Genomic DNA, 22,264 nt, shown 5'->3' on the forward strand with positions numbered 1-22,264 from the left:
CAATCGTGTGCGAAATTCACTGGTAGTGAAACGCAGGAAAGGAGGAGCAGCTCGTCCGAGTGGCGAGGCCGTCAGGGCGGAGCTCCAGCTCCACGGGGCCCGGAGCCTATGCGGTGCCGGAGGCCTCGCGCTCTCCACCCTGCGCGGAGTGGGGTGCCAGCTCGCCCAGGAAGTCCACCTGGAGCCCGCCGTACTCCGAGCGTCCCAGCTCCAGGCTCCACCCGTGCAGCACCGCCACCTTCCAGGCGATGTTCAGGCCCAGCCCGTGTCCATGCACACCGCGCGTGCGCGCCGCGTCGCCCCGGACGCGCCGCTCGACGATGCGCGACAGCTCGTTCTCGGGGATGCCGGGTCCGTCGTCGAGCACCCTCAGGCGGAAGGCTTCTCCGCGCGTGCGCTCGAGCACGACGGCGACATGCCCATCGCGCGCGTTGTAGCGCACGGCGTTGTAGACGACGTTGCTCACAGCCTGTTCGATGAGCGTGACGTCTCCCTCCACCCGCACCGGGGATTCCGGGACGGCGCACTCGAGCGCCACGCCGAGCTGCCGCGCGATGGGACGGTGGCGGCTCATGCACCGCTCCACCAGTGCGTTGAGGTCCACCTGCGCGCGCTGGACGGCCGGCTCGCCCGCTTCCAACCGGGCCGCGGCGCCCAGGTTGTGGATGAGCGCCGCCATGTAGTGGGCCTCCTGGCTCGCCGCCGTGACGACCGACACGTCCACGGGCTCCACCCGGGCCGCGCGTTGCTGCATCTCGGCCAGGTACCCCTGGAGCACCGTGAGGGGGATCATCACGTCGTGCGTGGTGTTCTCCAGGAAGGAGCGCAGCGTCTGCTCCCGCTTCTCCTTGAGGTCCATCTGCGCGTGCACCTCGCGCCCGGCCTCGTCGAAGGCGCGCGCCAGCTCGGAGATTTCATCGTTGCCCCGTTGGGTGATGGGGCCCTGATACGCGCTGCGCACGAAGGTCCGCACTTCTCCCGTGAGCTGGCGCAGCCGGCGCACCACCGGGCCCACCGAGAGCAGCACGCCCGCCAGGGCGATCAGCGTGGGGAGCAGCCAGACGTTGGGCGGGGGCACCAGGCCCTTCAAGAGCCCCGGGTCGGGCGGTTCCTGCCGCTGCACGAGCACGAAGGCGCACGGTCCGGAACCCCAGGGCATTCGCACCAGCACCTCGCTCGGCCCTTGCGGCCCGTGGCCGATGGACCTGCTGGCGAGTTCCTCTCCCCGCCGCAGGGGCTCCACGAGCGTCTCGTCCAGGGGCGGAGCAGCGGGGTTGCGGGCCGAGAGCTCGGCGTCGTAGGCGAAGAGCCGGAGGCCTCGCGTTCGCTCCGGAGGCGGTCCCGGGCGCTCACTGAGAGGAGGTGGCGGAGGGCGCTCGCCCGACCAGTCGGGCGGAGGTTCCCGCTTGGGCCCGAACGCGGAGAGAGGAGGACCGCCGCGGCGCGGGGGTGGACCCCGGTCATGGGAGGGGGGCTCGAGACTCCAGGTCTCGGGCGAGGCCTCGCAGCGCTCGCGCCCTCCCGCGAGCATGAACGCGAGGGCATACTCGGAGAGGACGGCCTTGCGCGCGTTCACCTCGACGGCGTTGTGGACCCGCGTCATGACCAGCACGATGGGGATCGCCACCGCGAGCGTCGTGAGCGCCAGGCGCATCCTCAGCTTCATGACTCCTCGCCTTCGCCGAGCCGGTAGCCGATACCCCACACCGTCTCGATGTGCTTGCCGGGGCCCAGCTTGCGCCGCAGCCGGGACACGTGCACGTCCAGCGTACGCTCGGTGCCCTCGCGCTCCGGGTCCAGCACGTTCTCCACCAGCCACTGGCGGGTCACCGCTGCTCCCGGCCGGCGGGCGAGCGCGGCCAGCAGGTCGAACTCCACGCGCGTCAGCTCCACTGTCTTGCCCTGGACGCGTACCTCGCGGCCCTCGAGGTCCACGCAGATTGCGCCTATCTCCACGCCGCCCTGCCGCTGCATCACCGGCCGGCGCAGACGAGCGCGCACACGCTCCACCAGCTCCTCGGGCCAGAAGGGCTTGGTCATGTAGTCGTCGGCGCCCAGCTTCAGGGCCCGCACCTTGTCCGACGTCTCATTGCGCGCGCTGAGGATGAGCACCGGCACATCCGAGCCGTCCCGCAGCTGGCGCAGCATGTCCATGCCATGCGTCCCGGGCAGCATCAGGTCCAGGATGACGAGCCGGTAGGCCGCCACGTCTCCCGATTGCAGGGGCCGACCCTCGGTCCACCACGTGGGCTCGAAGCCCGCGCGGCCCAGGAAGTCGACGATCTGTGCTCCCAGTTGTGGGTCGTCCTCGATGAGCAGGATGCGTTCGCCCATGGGGTGTCCGTCCTCCGTAGTGCTTCATGCCCTGTCGTACGGGAGACCTCGTAAGAGAATCTTAAGGCCTGCTTCCTGGCTCGAGGTCTGGTGGAGCTGGCCTGGTGGACCTCGATGTGCCAGCGGACGGAGCAGCCTCATGCCCGCCAGCCTGCCCCCGCCTCCCTTTCTGTCGTGAACCCCATCCTCCGAGGGACACCGCCAGCAGGCAGGCAGACACCTGGGGAAGGCCAGGAGTGACCATCCTGTCGCTCCAGGGGTGCAACCGAGCCCTTTCGTGCACATCACCACGCGGCGTGTCAGGAGGTGATGGGTCGTGAGCGTGAGGACGGAACGCCGGGGCTCGGGGCGGTGGGTCCCCGGTGGTGGACCGGGCGTGTGCGGAGCCCTCGTCTTGCTAAGCCTGGTGGTGCTCTCGGGCTGCAAGAGAGGAGGCTCGGAGGTATCGCAAGCCCAGGAGCAGGAGCCGGTGGTGCTCGGGTCGGAGGACGTGGTGCGCGTGGAGCAGCGGGAGCTGCGCAACGGGCCCGTCCTCTCCGGCACGCTCCAGGCCCGGCGTGCCGCCGCCATGCGGGCCGAGGTCCAGGGCGCCGTGCTGGAGATGGCCGTCGAGCAGGGCCAGCAGGTGAAGGAAGGCCAGCTCCTCGCGCGCATCGAGGACAAGTCGTCACAGGACCAGCTCCTCGCCGCGGGCACCGCGGTGCGGGTGGCGCGCAATGCCTTGCAGATGGCGCAGACCGAGGAGGCGCGCAATCGCAAGCTGGCCGAAGCGGGCATCATCACCCGGCGAGACCTGGAGCGGGTGGTGCTCGCGCGCTTCCAGGCCCAGGCGCAGCTCTCCGAGGCGGAGGCCCGGCTCGCGCTCGCGCGCCAGCAGCAGGGCCGCACCCGCATCCGTGCCCCCTTCGATGGTGTGGTGAGCGAGCGCCACGCCAGCGCGGGCGACATCGTGCAGCCGGGCGCGCCGCTCTACACCATCATCGACCCCACCAGCATGCGGTTGGAGGCGTCGGTTCCGGTCTCGCAACTGGACATGCTGAAGCCCGGCGCGCGGGTGGAGTTCAACGTCGGTGGCCATGGGGACCGCACCTTCGAGGGGCGCATCGAGCGCATCAATCCCTCGGTGGATCCAGGCACCGGCCAGGTGCGCCTCTACGTCACCCTTCCCAATACCGAGCAGGTGCTGCTCACCGGGCTCTTCGCCGAGGGCCGGGTGGCGGCGCTTCAGCGCGAGGTGCCCGCCGTACCCGTCTCCGCGGTGAACCCGCGCGCCGAGCCGCCCACGGTGCTGCGCGTGAAGGATGGCCGCGTGGAACTCGTGCCGGTGACGCTCGGCATGAAGGATGAGCTGGCGCGCCTGGTGGAAGTGCGCTCCGGCGTGCAGGTGGGGGACGTACTGTTGCGCGGTTCGGCGCAGGACCTGGCCGAGGGCACACCCGTGAAGGTGCAACCGCGCGAGCAACCCCCGCAGAACGAGCCGGGCGTGGGCGGTGGTGGCACTCCTCCAGCGCCCCAGCAACCCACGCCCCGCTGAGCCTCGCGCCCAACCTCACCCAGGGAGAGCCTTCCCGTGTTGATCTCCAATTTCGCCATCAAGAAGCCCATCGTCACCATCACCGCCATGCTGGCGCTGGTGGTGTTTGGTGTGGTGGCGCTGGTGGTGTTGCAGACGGACGAGTTCCCGGACATCCAGCAGCCCATCATCAACGTCACCATCGCCTACCCGGGAGCCTCGCCGGAGGTGGTCGAGCGCGAGGTGGTGGAGCCCATCGAGGACGCCCTCTTCAGCATCAGCGGCGTGGATGCCAAGCAGTCCACTTCCAGCGCCATCGACGGCCTCGCGCAGTTCACCATCTTCTTCGACTTCGAAAAGGACATCCAACAGGCGGCGCAGGACGTGCGTGACGCCATCTCCAGCAAGCGCAATGATTTGCCGCAGGAGATGGAGGAGCCCGTCCTCACGCGCTTCGACCCGGCGGATCTGCCCATTGTCTCGCTGGCCATCACCTCGGACACGATTCCGGCCACGGCGCTCACCCGCATCGCGGACCCGGGGGTCGTGGGCGAGCTGCGCTCCATCCCGGGCGTGGCGCAGGCCTCGGTGGTGGGTGGCATCGAGCGGGAGATGACGGTGTTCGTGCGCCCGGCGGCGCTGCAAGCCTCGGGGCTGAGCATCGCGCAGGTGGTGCAGGCGCTGCAGGAGCAGAACCTCGCGGCGCCGGTGGGCCGGTTGGATGGGCCGCTGGAGGAGACCACCATCCGTCTCAAGGGCCGGCTGGAGACGCCCGAGGACTTCGCCCGCGTCGTCATCGCCGAGCGCGGCGGCCAGCCCATCCGGCTCGGCCAGGTGGCCAACGTGGTGGACGGCTCCGAGGATCCGCGCACCCTGGCCCTCTACAATGGCCGCGAGGCGGTAGGCATCGAGATCATCAAGGCCAAGGGCTACAGCACCACCCAGGTGGCCGATCAGATCCGCGAGCGCATCGCCGCGCTCCAGCCCAAGCTGCCCCAGGGCGTGAAGATGGAGATCGTCCGCGACGCGGGCGTCCGGGTGGAGGCCGCGGTGGGGAACGTGCAGTCCGCGCTCGTCGAGGGTGCGCTGCTCACGGTGCTGACGGTGTTCCTCTTCCTCAACTCGTGGCGCTCCACGGTGATTACGGGCCTGGCGCTGCCGGTGAGCGTGCTGGCGTCCTTCATCAGCGTGTGGGCGTTCGGCTTCACGCTCAACACCATGTCCCTGCTGGGGCTCACGCTGGCCATCGGCATCCTCATCGACGACGCCATCGTGGTGCGCGAGAACATCGTGCGCCACATCGAGATGGGGAAGGACCACTACACGGCCTCGCGCGAGGGCACGAGCGAGATTGGCCTCGCGGTGGCGGCGACGACGTTCTCCATCGTGGCGGTGTTCGTGCCGGTGGCCTTCATGTACGGGGTGGCCGGGCAGTGGTTCAAGCCGTTCGCGCTCACCATCGCGTGCTCGGTGCTGGTGTCGCTCTTCGTGAGCTTCTCGTTGGATCCGATGCTATCGGCATACTGGCCGGACCCGGCGGTGGAGAAGGGAGCGCACAAGGGGCCCATCTCGCGGGTGCTGTCGCGCTTCAATCACTGGTTCGACCGGCAGGCGGACAACTACAAGCGCGTCATCGCCTGGGCGCTGGACCACCGGCTGGCCATGGTGCTGGTGGCGGTGGGCTCGCTGGTGGGGGCGTTGGTGCTGCAAGGCGTCTTCGGCGGAGCGGGCTTCGTCCCGGTGAGCGACCGCTCCGAGGTGGAGATGCTGGTGGAGACGCCCGCGGGCTCCAGCCTCGACTACACGCGGCGCAAGGTGGAGGAGGTGTCCCGCCTCGCGCGCAACCACCCGGAGGTGCGCTACACCTTCACCACCATCGGCACGCCGCTGCCGCTGCGCTCGCCGGGCGTGGACCAGGCGCTGGTGTACGTGCGGCTGACGCCCAAGCACGGCCGGGGAGTGACCCAGGATGAACTGGGCGCTACCCTCCGCCGGGAGATGTCGCGTGTGGCCGGAGCAAAGGTGTCTGTCTTCACCAGCGGCTTCGGCGGAGCCTTCAAACAGATTCAGTTGGAGCTACGTGGGCCGGATGCGGGGGAGCTGACACGGCTGGCCGAGCAGGTGCTCCATGAGGTGGAGAAGGTGCCGGGCGCGGTGGACGTGGGCCTCTCCACGCGCGGGGAGAAGCCGGAGGTGGAGGTGGAGGTGGAGCGTGGCATTGCTGGCCGGCTGAACGTGACGGTGGCGCAGGTGGCGCAGTCGCTGCGCGCGGCCTTCGCGGGGGTGGACTCGGGTGACTGGGTGGACCCCACGGGCGAGACGCGTGATGTGATGGTGCGGCTGGTGCCCGAGGCCCGTGTGCGCCCGAGTGACTTGGAGCAACTCCCCCTGGTGGCGGGTGCGGCACCGAGAGGGACTCCGGCGCTCGTTCCGCTGGGACAGGTGGCGCGCATCCACGAGTCGGTGGGCCCTGCTCAAATCAACCACCTCAACCGCGAGAAGGTCATCAACATCCAGGCCAATGTGCAGGGACGTTCCCTCTCGGAGGTGATGACGGACATCCGGGCCCGGCTGGACAAGGTGCGGCTGCCGCCGGGTTATGTGTTGGGGGAGGGCGGCGAGGCGCGCGACGTGTCTGATGTGTTCGGCCGCGTCTTCCTGGCGCTCGGGGTGGCGCTGCTGCTGATGTACCTCATCCTGGTCATCCAGTTCGGCTCGTTCCTGGATCCCCTGGCCATCCTCATCTCGCTGCCGCTGTCTCTCATTGGCGTGGTGCTGGCGCTGCTGGTGACGGGAGACTCCCTCAACATCATGAGCCTCATTGGCGTCATCCTATTGATGGGAATCGTCGCCAAGAACGCCATCCTGCTCATCGACTTCGCCAAGTGGGCGCACGCGCGGGGCAAGCCCATGCGGGACGCGCTCATCGAGGCGGGGCGCACCCGCCTGCGGCCCATCATGATGACGACGTTCGCCCTCATCGCCGGCATGGTGCCGGTGGCGCTGGGGTCAGGGGAGGGCGGTGACTTCCGGGCTCCGCTGGGGCGTGCCGTCATCGGCGGGGTCATCACCTCCACGCTGCTGACGTTGTTGGTGATTCCGACGGTGTATGAGATCCTCCACGACTTCCGCACCTGGGCCCTGGGCAAGCTCCGGCGCACCGGGGAGCAGCAGGCGCGTGGGCCCGTGCACGGTCCACCCCAGGCGCGTCCGGGAGCCTGAGGGAGGGGCCATGGAGGTGACGGTCCATCAGCGCATCGAGCAGGAGCGGATGCAGCTCCTGGCCCGGGAGCAGGCCGCGCGGGAAGAGGCCGCCGCGCAACAGCGTGAGCGCTCCCGGGCCGAGGCTGCCGAACAGGAGGCCCAGCGCGCCGTCCGCACCCGCGAGGAGGTGCTGGCGGTGGTGAGCCATGACTTGAAGAATCCGCTGGGCAGCATCGCGCTGAGCACCCAGTTGCTGCGGCGGCTGCTTCCCCCGGGCGATGAGGGCGAGCGGATGCGCAAGCACACCCATACCATCGAGCGCTCGGTGGAGCGGATGGACCGGCTCATCCGGGATCTGCTCGACATGGCGAGCCTTCAGGCGGGCGGACTGAAGCTGGACCTGGGGCGCCACGCCGTGGACGACCTGTTGCGCGAGGGCCTGGTGTTGCTCGAACCGCTGGCCATCCAGAAGGGGATTGCCCTGCGCACGCGGCTTCCGGGGGAGCGCAGTTGGGTGGGCTGTGATCGCGAGCGTGTCTTCCAGGTGCTGTCCAACCTGGTGGGCAACGCGCTCAAGTTCACCCCCGAGGGGGGACGGTGACGGTGGAGGCGGTGCCCGAGGAGTCCTTCGTGCGCATCTCCGTGCGTGACACCGGTCCGGGCATTCCCGCCGAGTCCCTGCCCCACCTCTTCCATCCCTTCTGGCAGGTCGAGGGGACGGGCAAGAAGGGGACGGGACTCGGCCTCACCATCAGCCGTGGCATCGTGCAGGCTCACGGCGGGGTGCTGGCGGTGGAGAGCGAGGAGGGGCGGGGGAGCACCTTCTCCTTTACCCTTCCTCGCATCTCACTCTCAGTGGAGCGGGCCCCCGGGCCCCAGGTGCACTGAGCGGGCGGGCGGGCTTCCTTTATCGAAAATTCAACGAGGTGTGCCAGACTGACGCCCCGTCCTTCGCGGGTTGGAGGATGACGCCATTTCGGGGGTGGATTCGATGAAGGACTGGACGAACGGATTCCTGGATTCCATGCGCGAGCAGTGCGATGCGCCGGCGGACGAAGCGGTCCAGAGTCTCTTCGCACAGGGGCAGGTGGGCTCGGCCAACGAGCTGATGAAGCAGCTGGTGGCCCATGAGACGGTGACGGCGGAGCAGCTCCCCGTGCCGCTGCGAGGGTACTTCGAGCAGAGCGCGCGGATGCCCTCGTGGGCGGACAGGGAGCTCATTCGCGAGGGCCAGGCGGTGTTCAGCCGGTGCGGCTCGTTGTCGGTGGTGGCGCTGGTCTGCGCGTCGCTGCCCACCTGCTACGCGGGAGCCCAGGGCGTGCAGGTGCTGCACCTCACCGCGCGGCTGGAGACGGACACCAAGCGCCGCATCGTGGAGACGGCGCAGATGGTGGTGGACGTCATGGGCGAGGGCGGGCTGGAGCCGGACGGCTGGGGCATCCGGGACGCACAGAAGGTGCGCCTCATGCACGCCGCCGTGCGCCACCTCATCCGCCGCAGCGGCCGGTGGAATCCCGAGTGGGGTCAGCCCATCAACCAGGAAGACATGGCCGGCACGCTGCTCACCTTCTCGGTGGTGACCATCCGCGCGCTGGCGAAGCTGGGCTACACCCTGTCGGCGCGCGAGGCGCAGGCCTACTACCACGCGTGGCGGGTGGTGGGGTACATCATGGGCGTCGACGAGCGGCTGCTGCCGGAGAGTCTGGAAGACGGCGAGCGCCTCGCGGACACCATCTTCGGACGCGTGTTCTGCGCCAGCGCCGAGGGCAAGGCGATGACGCAGGCCCTCATCGAGCAGGTCGAGCACATCATTCCCGGCAACCTCTTCGATGGTCTGTGCCGCACGCTCATCCGCTACCTGATGGGGGACCCGGCGGCGGATCTGATCGCCGTGCCTCCGGCGGACTGGACGCGCGCCCTGCTCAAGCCGCTGCGGCTGCTGGGGTGGGTGATGGACGAGGGGGATGAGGCGAATGTGGTGAACGCGAAGCTCAGCGAGCTCTTCGGGCGCAAGCTGCTGGAGGGCATCGTCTGGGTGAGCCGTGGTCACGAGCGCCCGCCCTTCCGCATCCCCGAGTCGCTGCGCGAGTCGTGGAAGGTGCGAGGCCGGGAGCAGCAGCTCAACTGAAGGCGGCGGGGGCTGGAGGGTGGGCTCCCTCCAGCTCCTGGGGCTCTGGCGTCACGCCCTGTGCTGCGCGGACTGCTCCTGCATCTCCTTGAACCCGGCCGCGGCCTTCTGGACATCGGCGGGGAAGTCCGAGAACTCCTGCACCTGGCGGACCTCGATGACCTCGTTGTCCGAGGCGGGGCAGCGCGACGCCCATTCGATCGCCTCCTCCCTCGACTTCACCTGGATCATCCAGTAGCCGCCGAGCACCTCCTTCGCCTCGGAGAAGGGCCCGTCGGTCACCTTGGGCTTGCCACCGGAGAATGAGACGCGCGCGCCCATCGAGGGCGGGTGGAGGCCATCGAGCGAGATCAACACTCCGGCCTTCTTCAGGGATTCGTTGTACTTCATCATCGCGGCAACGGCCTCGGCGTCCGGCATCGCGCCCGGCTTCGCCTTCTCGTATCCCTTGGGAATCATCAGCAGCATGAACCGCATGGTCGGATCTCCTTCTAGTCTCGGGTTGGGAGCTGGTTTCCGGACGGACTCGGCCGTGAACCTTGGCTCTACCCTGACGTCGGACAAGGGGCCGCGAGATCGACACGCCGGATTCTTTTTTCCCCTACCCGCCTACCCTCCAAGGAGGCCTGTTTGAACCCGTACCTGCTGCTTGGCATCTCCATCCTCTCGGAGGTCCTGGGAACCAGTGCGCTGCGAGCGAGCGACGGGTTCACCCGGCCCCTGCCGAGCATCATCGTCGTCGCCGGATACGGCACGGCCTTCTACCTCATGAGCCAGGCACTGAAGTCGTTGCCGCTCGGCTTCACGTATGCCGTGTGGAGTGGCGTGGGCACGTCCCTCACGGCGCTGATTGGCTGGCTGTACTTCCGGGACGCGTTCAACTGGGTGGCGCTCGGCGGCATCGCGCTCATCATCGCGGGCGTCGCGGTCCTGAACCTCAGTGGAGCGGCGAGGCACTGACGGCTCAGGCCTGGGGGCGCTCCGCCGCTTCGAGCGTGAAGTGGAACGTGCTGCCCTGTCCCGGCGTGGACTCCACCCAGATGCGCCCGCCATGGCGCTCGACGATCTTCTTGCAGATGGACAGGCCGATGCCCGTGCCCGGGTACTCCTCCCGGCTGTGCAGCCGCTGGAAGATGGCGAAGATGCGCTCGTAGTACTGGGGCTCGATGCCGATGCCGTTGTCCTCCACGGCGACGGTGACGGTGCCGCCCGCGGACGTGGCGGACACGCGGATGCGTGGAGGCCGCCCACCGCAGAACTTCAACGCGTTGCCCACCAGGTTCTGCAGCAGTTGGGCGAGCTGGCCTTCGTCTCCCTTCACCCAGGGGAGCGGCTCCACCTCCATCCGGGCGCCGGACTCCTCCAGGGCGAGGCGCAGGGAGGAGAGGGCGCGCTCCAGGGACTTCTCCAGCGGCACCGGCACCAGCTCCTTGCCCCGCGTGCCCACGCGCGAGAAGGCCAGCAGGTCGTTGATGAGCGCCTGCATGCGGGTGGCGCCGTCCACCGCGTAGCGGATGAACTCGTCCGCGTCCGCGTCCAGCCTCTCCTTGTAGCGGCGAGACAGGAGTTGCACGTAGCTGGCCACCATGCGCAGCGGCTCCTGCAGATCATGCGAGGCCACGTAGGCGAACTGCTCCAGGTCCTCGTTGGAGCGCGTCAGCTCCTGGGCGCGCTGCGCGAGCTCGGCCTGGGCCTTCTCGAGGCTCGCCAGGAGCTCGGCGGTGTGCTGGCGGGCCCGCTCGGCCTCGGCGCGTGCCGCCTGCTCGCGCACCAGCCGCCGCGCATCCTCCTCCAGGGCGAGCCGCTCGGTGATGTCGGTGCACACGCCCGTCAGGCGCGAGGGTTGGCCGTGCTCGTCCAGTGAGAGCCGGCCGTGGGCCTCCAACCAGCGAACCTGCCCGTCCGGGAGGACGATGCGGTACTGCACATGGTGCTCGGGCTCGCGCAGGGCCACCAGGCGCTGGATGCTCGCGAGCACCCGCTCCCGGTCCTCCGGGTGCATGTCGCTCTGGTAGTCCTGGAAGGTGCCGCCGAAGCTGCCCTCGGGGATGCCGTGGATGCGCTCCAGCGCGGGGGCCCAGGTCACGCGCCCGGCCGGGATGTCCCACTCCCAGGCGCCCATGCGGCCCGCCTCGAGCGCCACCTCCTGCCGGGCCTGGGCGCACTTCACCTCCGCGAAGAGGCGGGCATTGTCCACCGCGAGCGCTGCCCGGCGGGCCAGCTCCTCCACCAGTCGCAGCTCGTCCCTCCCCAGCCGGCGCGACGACTCCGCGGTGGCCACCGAGAGGGTGCCCAACGTCCGTCCGCGGGCGTTGAGGGGCACCACGATCAGCGAGCGCAGGCCCAGCTCTCGCAACAGGCGCAGGTGCTCCGCGTCCCGGGCGGTGGCCACGTACATGTCATCGGTGATGTCGGAGGTGAGCAGGGGCTGGCCGGTGCGCAGCACCTGGGCGATGCTGCTGGAGTTCCCAGCATCCGCCGGGTAGCGCTCGCGCAGCTGGCGCATCAGCTCCACCTTGGCGGGGTCCGCGTGGATGGCCGCCAACAGCCGTGCGGGAGAGGCACCATTCGCCAGGTTCACTCCGCTCCAGTCTCCGAGCCGGGGCACCAGCAGGCGCGCGGTGGCGGTCAGTGTGCTCTCCAGGTCGAGCGAGGCGGAGAGCAGCTCACCGGCCTCGGCCAGCAGGCTCAAGCGCTCCTGGGAGCGCATCACCTCGGTGATGTCCCGGAAGACGTTGATGGCGTACACCACCTTGCCCTGTGTGTCGCGCACCGGGGCCGCGGACACCCGGCTCCACCGCTCCTGGCCCGTGCGCTTGTCGCGGATGCGCAGCACGCGCTCGGTGCCGCACTGGCCCGCGAGCACCTGCCGGCCGGGCAGCGTCTCCGGGCCCACCGGCCTGCCCGCGTCGTCGAACAACTGGAAGTGCTCGGTCAGCGTGGGACCGCCCCAGCCCAGCAACTCCTCCGGAGAGGTGACACCGAGCATGCGTGCCGCGGCGGGGTTGGCGAAGCACAGCGAGTGGTCGGGGGCCTGGACGGTGACACAGTCGCTCACCTGCGCGAAGAGCGCGTTCACCAGGGGGCGGGCGTGCTCGAAGAGCTGAGCCAGCATCTCCGCCGCCAGTCCCTCTCCGGCCCGGGCCGCCGGTGGAGAAGAGGACGAGGGAGGAAGGGCCACCATGCTCATCAGGAACTCCGAATCGAAGAAGACGCTCTGGGGGAGGCTCGAAACCTTTCAACGGGAAGCGGGGCCATCCATCCACACGCATCTGGCAGTGTTCACTGCTGGGTGCTGGTCACTCGTGGAGGGAAACACCCGAGGGGCGGCGTGTGGCGGCCCGGAGGTTTCAGGGGCGGGAGGCCGCCTGGACAGCGGAGGGGCGGACTGGGAACGGCCCGGAAGCCGTGCCATCGTGGGCGGTGCCATGCGCCTCGTGCCCGTTCTGCTCGTCCTGCTCGTGTCGCTTCCGGTGTGGGCCCAGTCGGAGTTGCCGGTGTCCGGGCCGATCCGGGAGCGGGTGCTGGTGGTTTGGGGAGGAGGCCGCACGCGCGAGGAGGCGGAGTCCCTGGTGGAGTCCTATCAGGAGCGCTCGGTGGACTGGGCGCGAGCGCTGGAGGTGGGGGCGGGCTATCCCCGCATCATCGAAGGCGCGGAGGTGCCAGGGCTGCGGCCCGGCTCCTTCATCGTGGCGCTGGGCGTGTGCGAGGTGAAGGCGGGCGAGGAGATGACGAAGGTGTTCACGGCGCTCGAGCCGCGGGTGTCCTCGCGGCGGGTGTTGTGGGACGAGCGGGAGCCACTGGCGTGTCCCTCGCTGTTGCCGGGCTGGTCCTTCGGGAAGAGCGCGCGGACGCGGGCCCCGGGAGGGACGGTGGTGGCGGCGGCGTTCAACTCCGAGGGCGAGGAGGCGGGTGGACGGCAACGGAGCTGGCTGCTGGTGCTTGCGTTGATGAAGAAGGAGGACGTGGAGTCCACTGTCATCGAGCCGCCGGAGGACGAGGCCACCTCGGAGGTGAAGGAGATGCGGGTGGTCCGGGGCGAGGTGGTGCTGGAGGAGGAGCTGATGGCCCCGACGTGTGGTACGCGCATCTGGCGCTTCTCGGTGGAGAAGGGCGCGCTGAAGACGAAGCAGGCGAAGAAGCCGCTGCGGCGCGAGGACTGTGCACGAGGCCAGGGTGAGGCGCCCGCGGACGGTTGAGATACTCAGCGGCCTTCATGGCTGGAGATGTCCGCGTCTTCGCCCTCGCCGCCGGGAGCATCATCCGCGCCCAGGCTCCATACCCGTGGCTGGCCTTCACGGAGCTCATACCCATAGGGATTTCCCCAGGGGTCGAGCGGAATCTGTTCCAGGTCCTGGACTCGCACGAGCGCCCGCAGCCCTTCCTCGGTGGTGGGGAAGCGCCCGGTCTTCGCGTGGTAGCGCCTCAGTGCGTTCAGGATGTTCGGGAGGTCGTGCCTGACGATGTCCGGTTTTGGGGGCTCGAAGTGCACACTGACCGAGAGCATCAAGAGGATGAACCCCAGTGCCAGAACGCCCAGGAAGGTCGCGAGGCTGAGCAGGAGATCGCGCAGGAACGCCTTCCAGTGAAGTTTCGGATGTCCGGGGGACATGTGCGCCATGTCCGGAGCACCTTCACGCCGCGTGCCGGTCGCTCGCGCGAGACAAATCCTGATTCCCAGGACTCAGGGCCCACGGTTCGTGCCCCACCTGTCCGCACGGCCCGGCGCGCGGCTGCCATTCTGTCAGCACCTGCTCAGGGGCCGGGCGGCTTGGGTCGGGAAGGAGTTCCCGGCCCCGCTGCTATCTCCTAGGGTGGAAGCCTCTTCCCCCGGTTCGTGCCAATGCCCCGAGGAATCCTTCCCGAAGACTACCGGCGACACGTGACGGCGGCGCTGGCCGCGCTGAACGTGCGCAATCTGGTGTTGAGCATCCACGACCCGTGCTTCCCGAGCGCTCCGGGAGAGGACATCGGCCGGGGCTCGCCGTACTCGGAGGGGGGCATGCGCTTCCTCGAGTTCGCGCGGGAGCTGGGCTTCAACGGCATCCAGCTCGGTCCGCAGGGGCAGACATCGGAGGACAACGCCTCGCCGTATGACGGGACGCTCTTCTCGCGCAACGTGCTGAACGTGACGCTGGCGTCCCTCACGCACGAGGAGTCCTGGGGAGGACTGCTGCGGCCCGAGCGTGTGCAGTCCATCGTGACGGCGCGGCCCGGGAAGGACGCGAGGGTGAAGCACCGCTACGTCTTCCGAGCCCAGAACGAGGCGCTGGAGGCCGCGTGGGAGAGCTTCCGGCACAAGCGGGCCCAGGCCGTGCCTGGCGGTGCCATCGCCTGGCTCTCCGAGCACTTCGAGAAGTTCCGCCGCGAGCACCACGAGTGGCTGGAGCGGGACGCGCTCTATGACGTGCTCTGCGTGGAGCACGGGCGTCCGTATTGGAAGGAGTGGCCGAGTGAGTGGGACCGGAGGCTGTGGAGCCCGCGTCCCGGTGAGGAGACGGCGTTCGCCAACCGCCGCAAGGTGCTGCTGACGAAGTACGCGGAGCAGGTGGAGGCGTATGCCTTCCGGCAGTTCCTCGTGCACTCGCAGCACGCGGCGCTGCGGGAGCGGACGGCGGCGTGGGGTCTGAAGCTGTTCGGCGATCTGCAGATTGGCTACTCGCCGAGGGATGCCTGGGCGTATCAGGGGCTCTTCGTGGGCTCGTACCTGATGGGGGCGCCGCCCAGCCGCACCAACCCCGAGGGCCAGCCGTGGAACTACCCGGTGTTGGATCCGGGGCAGTACCACGCGCCGCCCGCGGCGACGGGTCCCTACGCGGGGGTACGGCAGCCCGGTCCGGTGTTGTGGTTCATGGGCGCGCGGGTGAACAAGATGCTGTCCGAGTACGACGGGCTGCGCATCGACCATCCGCACGGACTGGTGTGCCCGTGGGTGTACCGGGCGGGAGAGCTGAACGCGCTGAGCGCGGTGCAGAACGGGGCGCGGCTCTTCTCCTCGCCGGACCTGCCGGACCACCCGGTGCTGGCGCGTTGGGCCATCGTGCCGCCGGCGCAGCTGGATCGCTCGGTGCCGCGCTACGCGGATGGCTGGGTGCGCGAGCTGAACCCGGTGCAGGTGCGCCGCTACAGCGCTCTTTTCGATGCCATCATCGCGGCGGCGCAAGCCCATGGGCGCAAGGTGACGGACCTGCTGTGCGAGGTGTTGAGCACGCTGCCGTACCCGTTGCAGCGGGTGATGGAGCAGTACGGGCTGGGGCGCTTCCGAGTGACGCAGAAGGCGGATCTGACGAACCCGAGGGACGTGTACCGGAGCGAGAACGCCGCGCCCCAGGATTGGATCATGGTGGGCAACCACGACACGAAGCCCATCTGGGCGCTGGCGGAGCGGTGGCAGCTGGCGGGCGAGACGAAGGCGCAGGCGGACTATCTGGCGTGGAGGCTGCACCCGGAGGAGGAGGGGCGAGAGGACTTCGCGAAGCGGCTGGTGGAGGAGCCGGGGCTGCTGGTGCAGGCGAAGTTCGCGGACCTGTTCGCCAGCCGGGCGGAGAACGTGATGGTGTTCTTCGCGGACCTGCTGGGGATGAAGGAGACGTACAACGCGCCCGGCACGGTGAGCGAGGAGAACTGGAGCCTGCGCGTGCCCAACGACTACCGGAACGGGTACGCGGAGAAGCTCGGGAGCAACGGGGCGCTGAACCTGCCGAGGGCGTTGGCCCTGGCGCTGCGCGCGGGCGGTGCGGAGGCCCGAGCGCGGCATCAGCAACTCATCTCGGCCCTGGAGCGGCTGGCCGAGCAGCTGCAACGCGGGTGAAGGGCGTGCTCAGTGCTGCACGTCCACCACGAGGCGGGTGGGCTCGTGCAGCTCCATCACGCGGTACTTGTTGGGGTGCTTCACGCCGAGCACCCAGATGACCTCGCCCTCGAAGTCGCACGTCACCTTCATCTCCTCGATGAGGGGCAGCTTGGGCTTGCGCTCGCGCTGGGCCACCGTGACGTTGCCGCCCTCGTGGGCTTGAGCGGGCACCATGCGCACCTGCAGCCAGGCCTGGCCGGCGACGTCCGTGGGGTCGCCCGAGCCGCACTTGATGATGGGCTTGTCGATGTACTCGAGGTGGTAGCCGGGCACCTGGTCGCCGTCGAACTGGAACACGACGCGGTCGAAGCCCTCGTTGCGGCCCTCGCGCACCTCGCGCAGCGTCACCGGTTTCTGGCTGGAGCGCTGGATGTCCACGCGGCCCGCGGTCCACTCGCGGTTCTTCGAGTCCTCCGGCTGGGCGGTCTGGGCGCCCGGGGTGGGGGAGGAGGGGGGCGGAGTGGCTTCGGCAGCGGGCGCGACACCGGCATCGGTGGCCGTACCAGCGCCCGCATCGGCGGTCTGCGCGGCGGGAGTGGCAGGCGCGGTGGGAGTGGCAGGGGCGGGAGCGGCGGGCTCCGCGGGCGGGGGCGGCTTCGTCGGCTCCTTGCATCCCGATGCCACGAGGCAGGCGGCGAGCCCAAGCATCGGCATCCAGCGTCCAATCACCTTCATCATCATCCTCCTGGCGGCCCGCATGGCCGGGGCCTGGCGGGGCCCCATGTGGCACGAGCGGCGCTCGAGTGCCAGCACGATTGCCGGGGAGGAAGGGTGGGCGGAGCCGGGACGAGGCCGGGCCCGCCCGGGGGTCACGTCACTCCGCCTTGACGAGGCTGAACTGGCCGCGGATCTCGCCGCTCTGATTAGCCTCGGTGTGGACGTTCACGTAGAGGAGCCCGTCCTTGAAGGCCTGCTTCTCGGTGTCGTTGAGGTTCTTGGAGCCATTGAAGGTCCCGTTGCGCGAGTCGGCGGCGGAGGGGGTGACGGTGAGGTTGAAGAGGATGGGGCCATTCTCGCCCGTGGCGGCCTGGTGGACGTGAGCCGCGCTGCCGGACACTTCGTGCAGGGCGCTCGACAGTCCGCTGTAGTTGCCGGTGACGGTGAGCGTGTCCCCGTCGAGCGTGGCGTTGGCCGTGCCGCTGGCGGAGGTCGTCACCGCGGGGACCTCGTTGGCGCCCTTGAGCTCGGTGGTCGACACGAACGTGTCATTTCCGCAGCCGGCCAGTCCCAACAGCCCGGCCGCAACCCAGGTCAGCACCACCCAGTGCTTCGTGTTACGCGTGTGCATCGGTTTCTCCTGTCTGTCCGCTTGGACTCATGGGGACCCAGGGTGGGCCTGGAGCCTCAGCGGTCGGGCAGCGTGTCTACCGGACTTCGGTGCATCCTGGCTCCAGGAGGAAGTGAAGTGCCCGCTACCGGGCAGTGTCCTCCGAGGCCAGGGGAGGAAGGGGGCGTCCGGGAGCCGTGGCCGCAGGGGGAGCGGAAAATCCCACGGACCCCCTTGGGATGACGCACCTCGCCGCGTATATGGTTCGCCCGGACGCGGACCCCTCCTTGGAGCGACCCCCATGGCTCTCGACGTTACCCCTCTGTTTGGCCCCCGCCGGGACGACACCGTTGGCACGATGGCGCGCGGACTCGTTGGCAGTGAAATCCTCCGCATCGCGGGGGAGATCCGCGAGCTGGTGGCGCAGGGGAAACAGGTGTGCAACCTCACCGTGGGGGACTTCAGCCCCAAGGAGTTCCCCATCCCCACTGCGCTGGGTGACGCCATCGCCGCGGCGCTGAAGGCGGGCGAGACGAACTACCCGCCCTCGGATGGCGTGCTGCCGCTGCGGCAGACGGTGCAGCGCTTCTACGAGCGCGCACTGGGCCTGAAGTACCCGCTGGAGAGCGTGCTCATCACTGGCGGAGCGAGGCCGATCATCTACGGCATCTTCCGCACGGTGATGGACCCGGGTGACACGGTCGTCTACCCGGTGCCCTCGTGGAACAACAACCACTACTCGCACATGATGGGGGCGAAGCACGTGGCGGTGGTGACGGACGCCGAGCACGGCTTCATGCCCACGGTGGAGCAACTTGCGCCGCATCTAGCGGAGGCGCGGCTGTTGTGCCTATGCAGCCCGCTCAACCCCACGGGGACGATGATCTCCCCCGAGCTTCTGCGGAGCATCGGCCAGCGCGTGGTGGAGGAGAACCGCAAGCGCGAGGCGCAGGGGCGCAAGCCGCTGATCGTGATGTACGATCAGATCTACTGGACGCTCACGTTCGGTCAGACGAAGCACGTGACGCCGCTGGAGCTGGTGCCGGAGCTGGCGCCGTACACGGTGTTCGTGGACGGTATCTCGAAGGCGTTCGCGGCCACGGGCGTGCGCGTGGGCTGGTCGGTGGGGCCGCCGTCCATCATCTCGAGGATGAAGGACGTGCTGGGGCACGTGGGAGCGTGGGCGCCCAAGGCCGAGCAGATCGCGGTGGCGCGCTTCATGGATGACGTGCCGGCGATGTCGAGTTTCCTGGAGACGATGCGGCGGCGGGTGGACGAGCGGCTGGTGGCGCTGCACCAGGGCTTCGAGGCGATGCGGGCGGCGGGGCTGCCGGTGCGCTCCATCGCGCCGCAGGGAGCCATCTACCTGTCGGCGCAGTTCGACCTCATCGGCAAGGCGGGGCTGAAGACGAACGATGACATCCGCAAGCTGCTGCTCGACAAGGCGGGCTTCGCGCTGGTGCCCTTCCAGGCGTTTGGTTTGAAGGAGGACACGGGCTGGTTCCGCCTGTCGGTGGGCGCCGTGTCGATGGAGGAGATCCGCGCGGGCCTGCCGAGGGTGGAAGCGGTGCTGCGCGCGGCGGTGGGGAAGTAGCCGTACCCGAGGGCCGGGAGCGCTTCACGCGAGGTCGTGACGCGCCCCGGCTCGGGGGGGTGCTGGTGGGGCCCATCAGGCTCGGGAATAGTGCGGGGGTGCCGGGGTTGGTGACGGCACGCTCGGAGGGGAGCCAACCCCTTTCCGAGGGCCTTCGGGGATGGCACCGGCACCCATGCTCAAGAGATTCGTGACCGTGAAGGACGAGGAGGTGGGCTCGGTCCTGCTGTCCTTCGTCTACTTCTTCACGCTGATGTGCGGCTACGCCATCCTCAAGCCGCTGCGGGACGAGATGGCGACCGCGGGGGGTGTGAAGAATGTGCCGTGGCTCTTCACGGCGACCTTCGGGGTGATGCTGGTGGCGGTGCCGGCCTTCTCGGCGCTGGTGTCTCGCTGGCCGAGGCAGCGGGTGATACCGCTCGTCTACCGCTTCTTCCTGCTCAACCTGCTGGCCTTCTTCGTGGTGTTGAAGCTGGGGGTAGGACGAGACGCCGTGGCGCGAGCCTTCTTCGTCTGGGTGAGCGTCTACAACCTCTTCGTCGTCTCCGTCTTCTGGAGCTTCATGGCGGACCTGTTCGCGAGCGAACAGGGCCGGCGTCTCTTCGGCTTCATCGCAGCGGGGGGCACGGCGGGAATGCTGGTGGGACCCTTCCTGGTGAAGCTCCTGGCCGAGCCGCTGGGGGCCACGAACCTGATGCTCCTCACGGCGGTACTGCTGGAGGGGAGCGCGCAGTGCGTGCGGTTGTTGTCGCGCCGGGCGTCCGAGGTGCAGTCCCGGGTGGTTGTCGGCGAGGCCCCCGTGGGAGGGGGTATCTTCGCCGGGTTGAGGCTGCTGTTCTCCTCGCCCCTGCTGCTGGGGTTGGGGCTGCAGATGCTCCTCTACGCCGCCACCTCCACCTTCCTCTACAACCAGCAGGCCCACATCGTGGACAAGGTGGCCTCTGGCACCAACGCACGCGCGGCCGCCTTCGCGGACATCGACTTCTGGGTGCAGGTGCTCACGCTCGTGCTGCAGACGGTGGTGACGGGACGCCTCATCCCTCGCTTCGGCCTGGGCGCGGCGCTGGCGGTGGCGCCGTTGCTCACCGCGCTCGGTTTCGCCGGGCTGGCGGTGGTGCCCACGCTGGGGATGCTCATCGGCTTCAAGTCGCTGCGCAACGCCTCGCACTACTCCTTCGAGCGGCCCGGACGAGAGATCCTCTTCACCAGCGTGGACCGCGAGACGAAGTACAAGTCCAAGGGCTTCATCGACACGGTGGTGTACCGCGGCAGCGACTCGGTGAGCGCCTGGATGTACACGGGGCTCGACACGCTGGGGCTGGGCACGACGGGGCTGGCGCTGGCGGCGGTGCCCTTCGCGGGCCTGTGGCTCGCGGTGTCCCTGTGGCTCGCCCGGCATCAACGAGCCTCCACGCCGGCCTCGGCTCCCGCCCTGGCTTCCACCGTGGACGCGGCTCGCTGAGCACGCGGCCCGGCGCTCGTTCTTCTGTTTCACTCAAGAGGGGGTCCATCGCATGAAGCTGTCTCGTAGAGGCGTATTGAAGGGCGCCGCGGCGCTCGGTTCGCTCTGGGCCGTGGGGTGTGCCACCACCCGTGAGAGCGGTGAGGCGCCCCAGGTGTCCGCGCCACGGAGTGGGGGGAGCAAGCGCATCCTCATCCTCGGAGGCACGGGCTTCCTGGGCCCCCAGCTCGTGGACGCGGCGCGCGCACGCGGCCACACCGTCACCCTCTTCAACCGTGGCAAGACACGGCCCCAGCTCTTCCCGGATGTGGAGAAGCTGCACGGGGACCGGGACCCGAGGAACGGCGAGGGGCTGAAGGCGCTCGAGGGGCGCAGCTGGGACGCCGTCATCGACACCTCCGGCTACGTGCCTCGCATCGTGCGGGCCTCGGCGGAGCTGCTGGCGCCTCATGTGGGCCACTACGTCTTCATCTCCACCATCTCCGTCTACAAGGAGCTGCCCCGGCCGGGCATGGACGAGGACTCGCCCCTGGCCACCGTGAGCGACCCCAGCAACGAGGACGTCCGCGAGAACTATGGCGCCCTCAAGGCGCTCTGTGAGAAGGCGGCCGAGGCAGCCTTCCCCGGGCGCACCACGAACATCCGCCCGGGTCTCATCGTGGGTCCGGATGACCCGACCCAGCGCTTCACCTACTGGCCGGTGCGCGTGGCCCGGGGTGGCGAGGTGCTCGCTCCCGGCAGTGGCGAGGACCCGGCTCAGTTCATCGACGTGCGGGACCTGGCCGAGTGGACCCTGCTCGCCATCGAGAACCGGGACCTCGGCACCTTCAACGCCACCGGTCCCGCCAAGCCCCTCACCATGAAGGAGCTGTTGGAGGCCTGCAGACAGGCCAGCTCCGGCGACGCTGCCTTCACCTGGGCCGACGCCGCCTTCCTGGAGACGCAGTCCGTGAGGGCGTGGATGGACATGCCCGTGTGGGTGACGCCCGAGGGCGAGATGGCGGGCATGAGCGCCGTCAGCAACGCCCGGGCGGTGGCGCGCGGACTGAAGTTCCGCCCCACGGTGGACACGGCTCGCGACACGCTGGCCTGGTTCAACGGCCTGCCCCCGGAGCGTCAGGCGGAGCTGCAGAAGCGGGCCGGCCTCAGCCCGGAGCGCGAGCGCGAGGTGCTCGCCGCCTGGCGCCAGCAGCGGGCCGGGTCGGCCCACGCGCGCTGACGGCAAAAAAAATGAGGGATGCCTCGTTTGAAAGCGAGGCATCCCTCATCACTCGACCTCGACCTCGTCTGCCCTCCCCCTCTATCTGGCGGGCAGGAGTCGTTGGGTCGTCAGCCCTGGAGCCCGGCCCCCACCGGTCTCCCAGACTGGCCCCCCGGTGCACCAGGGGGGCTGAAAGTCCTACCAACTGTAGATACCGCCTTCGTCCACCATGGAGTGGACGTCGTGGCTGTGCGCCGACTCCACCAGCTCGTGCCAGGAAGTGGCCCGGCCCGGGCTGAACTCCTGACCTCTGGCGAGCACGATGGGGGCCGCCGCCAGCCGCGGCGACGTGGGCCTCACCGACGCCAGGCACGTCACCCCCGTGACCGCCTCGCGCAGTTCAGCTGTCACCGCGGCCTCCGTCAGCACCGCCAACTGGGACCGCTTCGCCCCCGCGAAGGTCACCAGCCTCGGTACCTCCAGCCGGTTGCCCCCATCGCGCTCGAACTGCCCGGCCGTCCAGGACAGCCGGGCCAGAGTCTTTGTCACCGCCGCATGCAGCTCCCCCCCCACATGCAGGACCACGCCCCCCGTCCCTTCGCCCGTCCGCTTCCCATGGTCCTGATGACGCGACGCCTTCATCCCGTTCTTCTCCACCGTAAGCTGCATGGGCACTTCCCCCCGTGTGGCGCGCCCGTGTGCGCGTTG

The 22,264-nt window shown here is 69.3% G+C and carries 19 protein-coding genes; 11 read left to right on the top strand and 8 right to left on the bottom strand.

Features of this window, described 5'->3' with window-relative positions; all coding sequences use genetic code 11:
- Positions 1 to 106: 106 nt before the first annotated feature.
- Together DAT35_RS30685 and DAT35_RS30690 are read right to left on the bottom strand one after the other, a co-directional pair.
- A complete protein-coding gene (locus DAT35_RS30685) occupies positions 107 to 1,666 on the bottom strand; it encodes a cell wall metabolism sensor histidine kinase WalK (protein ID WP_108071626.1) in 1,560 nt (519 codons plus the stop codon).
- Complete coding sequence (locus tag DAT35_RS30690; RefSeq protein ID WP_108071628.1) at positions 1,663 to 2,334, bottom strand: response regulator transcription factor; 672 nt, start codon at positions 2,332 to 2,334, stop codon at positions 1,663 to 1,665. Before DAT35_RS30690 ends, DAT35_RS30685 begins: the two co-directional genes overlap by 4 nt.
- A gap of 316 nt (positions 2,335 to 2,650) precedes the next feature.
- On the opposite strand from DAT35_RS30690, the gene DAT35_RS30695 reads away from it, so the two are divergent.
- The 5 genes from DAT35_RS30695 to DAT35_RS30715 all read left to right on the top strand — a co-directional run bounded on the left by DAT35_RS30695 (position 2,651) and on the right by DAT35_RS30715 (position 9,179).
- On the top strand, positions 2,651 to 3,868 hold the full coding sequence (locus tag DAT35_RS30695) for an efflux RND transporter periplasmic adaptor subunit (protein WP_233261820.1): 1,218 nt from the start codon (positions 2,651 to 2,653) through the stop codon (positions 3,866 to 3,868).
- A 36-nt stretch (positions 3,869 to 3,904) separates the two neighbouring features.
- Positions 3,905 to 7,069, top strand: coding sequence for an efflux RND transporter permease subunit (locus DAT35_RS30700; protein ID WP_108071630.1), 3,165 nt, complete (start codon positions 3,905 to 3,907; stop codon positions 7,067 to 7,069).
- Positions 7,070 to 7,079: 10 nt separating this feature from the next.
- Positions 7,080 to 7,652, top strand: a complete 573-nt coding sequence (locus DAT35_RS30705) for a sensor histidine kinase KdpD (protein ID WP_108071632.1) — start codon at positions 7,080 to 7,082, stop codon at positions 7,650 to 7,652.
- A complete protein-coding gene (locus DAT35_RS30710) occupies positions 7,649 to 7,939 on the top strand; it encodes an ATP-binding protein (protein WP_108071634.1) in 291 nt (96 codons plus the stop codon). Before DAT35_RS30705 ends, DAT35_RS30710 begins: the two co-directional genes overlap by 4 nt.
- Before the next feature lie 103 nt (positions 7,940 to 8,042).
- A complete protein-coding gene (locus tag DAT35_RS30715; RefSeq protein ID WP_146209959.1) occupies positions 8,043 to 9,179 on the top strand; it encodes an oxygenase MpaB family protein in 1,137 nt (378 codons plus the stop codon).
- Positions 9,180 to 9,230: 51 nt separating this feature from the next.
- Here the strand turns inward: DAT35_RS30715 and DAT35_RS30720 are convergent, their stop codons facing one another.
- A complete protein-coding gene (locus DAT35_RS30720; protein WP_108071638.1) occupies positions 9,231 to 9,656 on the bottom strand; it encodes a YciI family protein in 426 nt (141 codons plus the stop codon).
- A 153-nt stretch (positions 9,657 to 9,809) separates the two neighbouring features.
- On the opposite strand from DAT35_RS30720, the gene DAT35_RS30725 reads away from it, so the two are divergent.
- A complete protein-coding gene (locus tag DAT35_RS30725) occupies positions 9,810 to 10,139 on the top strand; it encodes a multidrug efflux SMR transporter (RefSeq protein WP_108071640.1) in 330 nt (109 codons plus the stop codon).
- 4 nt (positions 10,140 to 10,143) lie between these two features.
- Here DAT35_RS30725 and DAT35_RS30730 read toward each other — a convergent pair whose 3' ends face one another.
- The gene (locus DAT35_RS30730) at positions 10,144 to 12,369 is read right to left on the bottom strand and encodes an ATP-binding protein (protein WP_108071642.1); all 2,226 of its coding nucleotides are present in this window, start codon (positions 12,367 to 12,369) and stop codon (positions 10,144 to 10,146) included.
- Positions 12,370 to 12,607: 238 nt separating this feature from the next.
- Here DAT35_RS30730 and DAT35_RS30735 point away from each other — a divergent pair, with 238 nt between their 5' ends.
- A complete protein-coding gene (locus DAT35_RS30735) occupies positions 12,608 to 13,378 on the top strand; it encodes a hypothetical protein (RefSeq protein ID WP_108071644.1) in 771 nt (256 codons plus the stop codon).
- Between the two features lie 5 nt (positions 13,379 to 13,383).
- Here DAT35_RS30735 and DAT35_RS30740 read toward each other — a convergent pair whose 3' ends face one another.
- The gene (locus DAT35_RS30740) at positions 13,384 to 13,800 is read right to left on the bottom strand and encodes a type II secretion system protein GspG (RefSeq protein WP_108071646.1); all 417 of its coding nucleotides are present in this window, start codon (positions 13,798 to 13,800) and stop codon (positions 13,384 to 13,386) included.
- 222 nt (positions 13,801 to 14,022) lie between these two features.
- On the opposite strand from DAT35_RS30740, the gene DAT35_RS30745 reads away from it, so the two are divergent.
- Positions 14,023 to 15,990 carry a 4-alpha-glucanotransferase gene (locus DAT35_RS30745; protein ID WP_108071649.1) on the top strand — a complete coding sequence of 656 codons (1,968 nt, stop codon included), beginning with the start codon at positions 14,023 to 14,025 and terminating at the stop codon, positions 15,988 to 15,990.
- Between the two features lie 9 nt (positions 15,991 to 15,999).
- Here the strand turns inward: DAT35_RS30745 and DAT35_RS30750 are convergent, their stop codons facing one another.
- Both DAT35_RS30750 and DAT35_RS30755 read right to left on the bottom strand, forming a co-directional pair.
- On the bottom strand, positions 16,000 to 16,755 hold the full coding sequence (locus tag DAT35_RS30750) for a hypothetical protein (protein WP_233261821.1): 756 nt from the start codon (positions 16,753 to 16,755) through the stop codon (positions 16,000 to 16,002).
- 91 nt (positions 16,756 to 16,846) lie between these two features.
- Positions 16,847 to 17,320, bottom strand: a complete 474-nt coding sequence (locus DAT35_RS30755; RefSeq protein ID WP_108071653.1) for a CHRD domain-containing protein — start codon at positions 17,318 to 17,320, stop codon at positions 16,847 to 16,849.
- A 280-nt stretch (positions 17,321 to 17,600) separates the two neighbouring features.
- Between DAT35_RS30755 and DAT35_RS30760 the strand changes: the two genes are divergently transcribed.
- From DAT35_RS30760 to DAT35_RS30770, 3 genes are all read left to right on the top strand, one after another.
- Positions 17,601 to 18,893: a pyridoxal phosphate-dependent aminotransferase gene (locus tag DAT35_RS30760; protein WP_108071655.1), complete on the top strand. Its 1,293-nt coding sequence runs from the start codon at positions 17,601 to 17,603 to the stop codon at positions 18,891 to 18,893.
- 175 nt (positions 18,894 to 19,068) lie between these two features.
- The gene (locus DAT35_RS30765; protein WP_108072142.1) at positions 19,069 to 20,355 is read left to right on the top strand and encodes an NTP/NDP exchange transporter; all 1,287 of its coding nucleotides are present in this window, start codon (positions 19,069 to 19,071) and stop codon (positions 20,353 to 20,355) included.
- 52 nt (positions 20,356 to 20,407) lie between these two features.
- Positions 20,408 to 21,574, top strand: coding sequence for an SDR family oxidoreductase (locus DAT35_RS30770; protein ID WP_108071657.1), 1,167 nt, complete (start codon positions 20,408 to 20,410; stop codon positions 21,572 to 21,574).
- 180 nt (positions 21,575 to 21,754) lie between these two features.
- On the opposite strand, the gene DAT35_RS30775 is transcribed toward DAT35_RS30770, so the two are convergent.
- Positions 21,755 to 22,225 (bottom strand): hypothetical protein, encoded by a 471-nt coding sequence (locus DAT35_RS30775; protein ID WP_108071659.1) that lies wholly within the window; start codon positions 22,223 to 22,225, stop codon positions 21,755 to 21,757.
- Positions 22,226 to 22,264 lie beyond the last annotated feature (39 nt).

It is taken from the genome of Vitiosangium sp. GDMCC 1.1324 (assembly GCF_003044305.1).
GTDB lineage: Bacteria > Myxococcota > Myxococcia > Myxococcales > Myxococcaceae > Archangium.

Coding starts and splice junctions, on each gene's coding strand:
- DAT35_RS30685 (WP_108071626.1), bottom strand. CDS start 1,666: ATGAAGCTGAGGATGCGCCTGGCGCTCACGACGCTCGCGGTGGCGATC.
- DAT35_RS30690 (WP_108071628.1), bottom strand. CDS start 2,334: ATGGGCGAACGCATCCTGCTCATCGAGGACGACCCACAACTGGGAGCA.
- DAT35_RS30705 (WP_108071632.1), top strand. CDS start 7,080: ATGGAGGTGACGGTCCATCAGCGCATCGAGCAGGAGCGGATGCAGCTC.
- DAT35_RS30715 (WP_146209959.1), top strand. CDS start 8,043: ATGAAGGACTGGACGAACGGATTCCTGGATTCCATGCGCGAGCAGTGC.
- DAT35_RS30720 (WP_108071638.1), bottom strand. CDS start 9,656: ATGCGGTTCATGCTGCTGATGATTCCCAAGGGATACGAGAAGGCGAAG.
- DAT35_RS30730 (WP_108071642.1), bottom strand. CDS start 12,369: ATGAGCATGGTGGCCCTTCCTCCCTCGTCCTCTTCTCCACCGGCGGCC.
- DAT35_RS30735 (WP_108071644.1), top strand. CDS start 12,608: ATGCGCCTCGTGCCCGTTCTGCTCGTCCTGCTCGTGTCGCTTCCGGTG.
- DAT35_RS30740 (WP_108071646.1), bottom strand. CDS start 13,800: ATGGCGCACATGTCCCCCGGACATCCGAAACTTCACTGGAAGGCGTTC.
- DAT35_RS30745 (WP_108071649.1), top strand. CDS start 14,023: ATGCCCCGAGGAATCCTTCCCGAAGACTACCGGCGACACGTGACGGCG.
- DAT35_RS30750 (WP_233261821.1), bottom strand. CDS start 16,755: ATGGGGCCCCGCCAGGCCCCGGCCATGCGGGCCGCCAGGAGGATGATG.
- DAT35_RS30755 (WP_108071653.1), bottom strand. CDS start 17,320: ATGCACACGCGTAACACGAAGCACTGGGTGGTGCTGACCTGGGTTGCG.
- DAT35_RS30760 (WP_108071655.1), top strand. CDS start 17,601: ATGGCTCTCGACGTTACCCCTCTGTTTGGCCCCCGCCGGGACGACACC.
- DAT35_RS30765 (WP_108072142.1), top strand. CDS start 19,069: ATGCTCAAGAGATTCGTGACCGTGAAGGACGAGGAGGTGGGCTCGGTC.
- DAT35_RS30770 (WP_108071657.1), top strand. CDS start 20,408: ATGAAGCTGTCTCGTAGAGGCGTATTGAAGGGCGCCGCGGCGCTCGGT.
- DAT35_RS30775 (WP_108071659.1), bottom strand. CDS start 22,225: ATGCAGCTTACGGTGGAGAAGAACGGGATGAAGGCGTCGCGTCATCAG.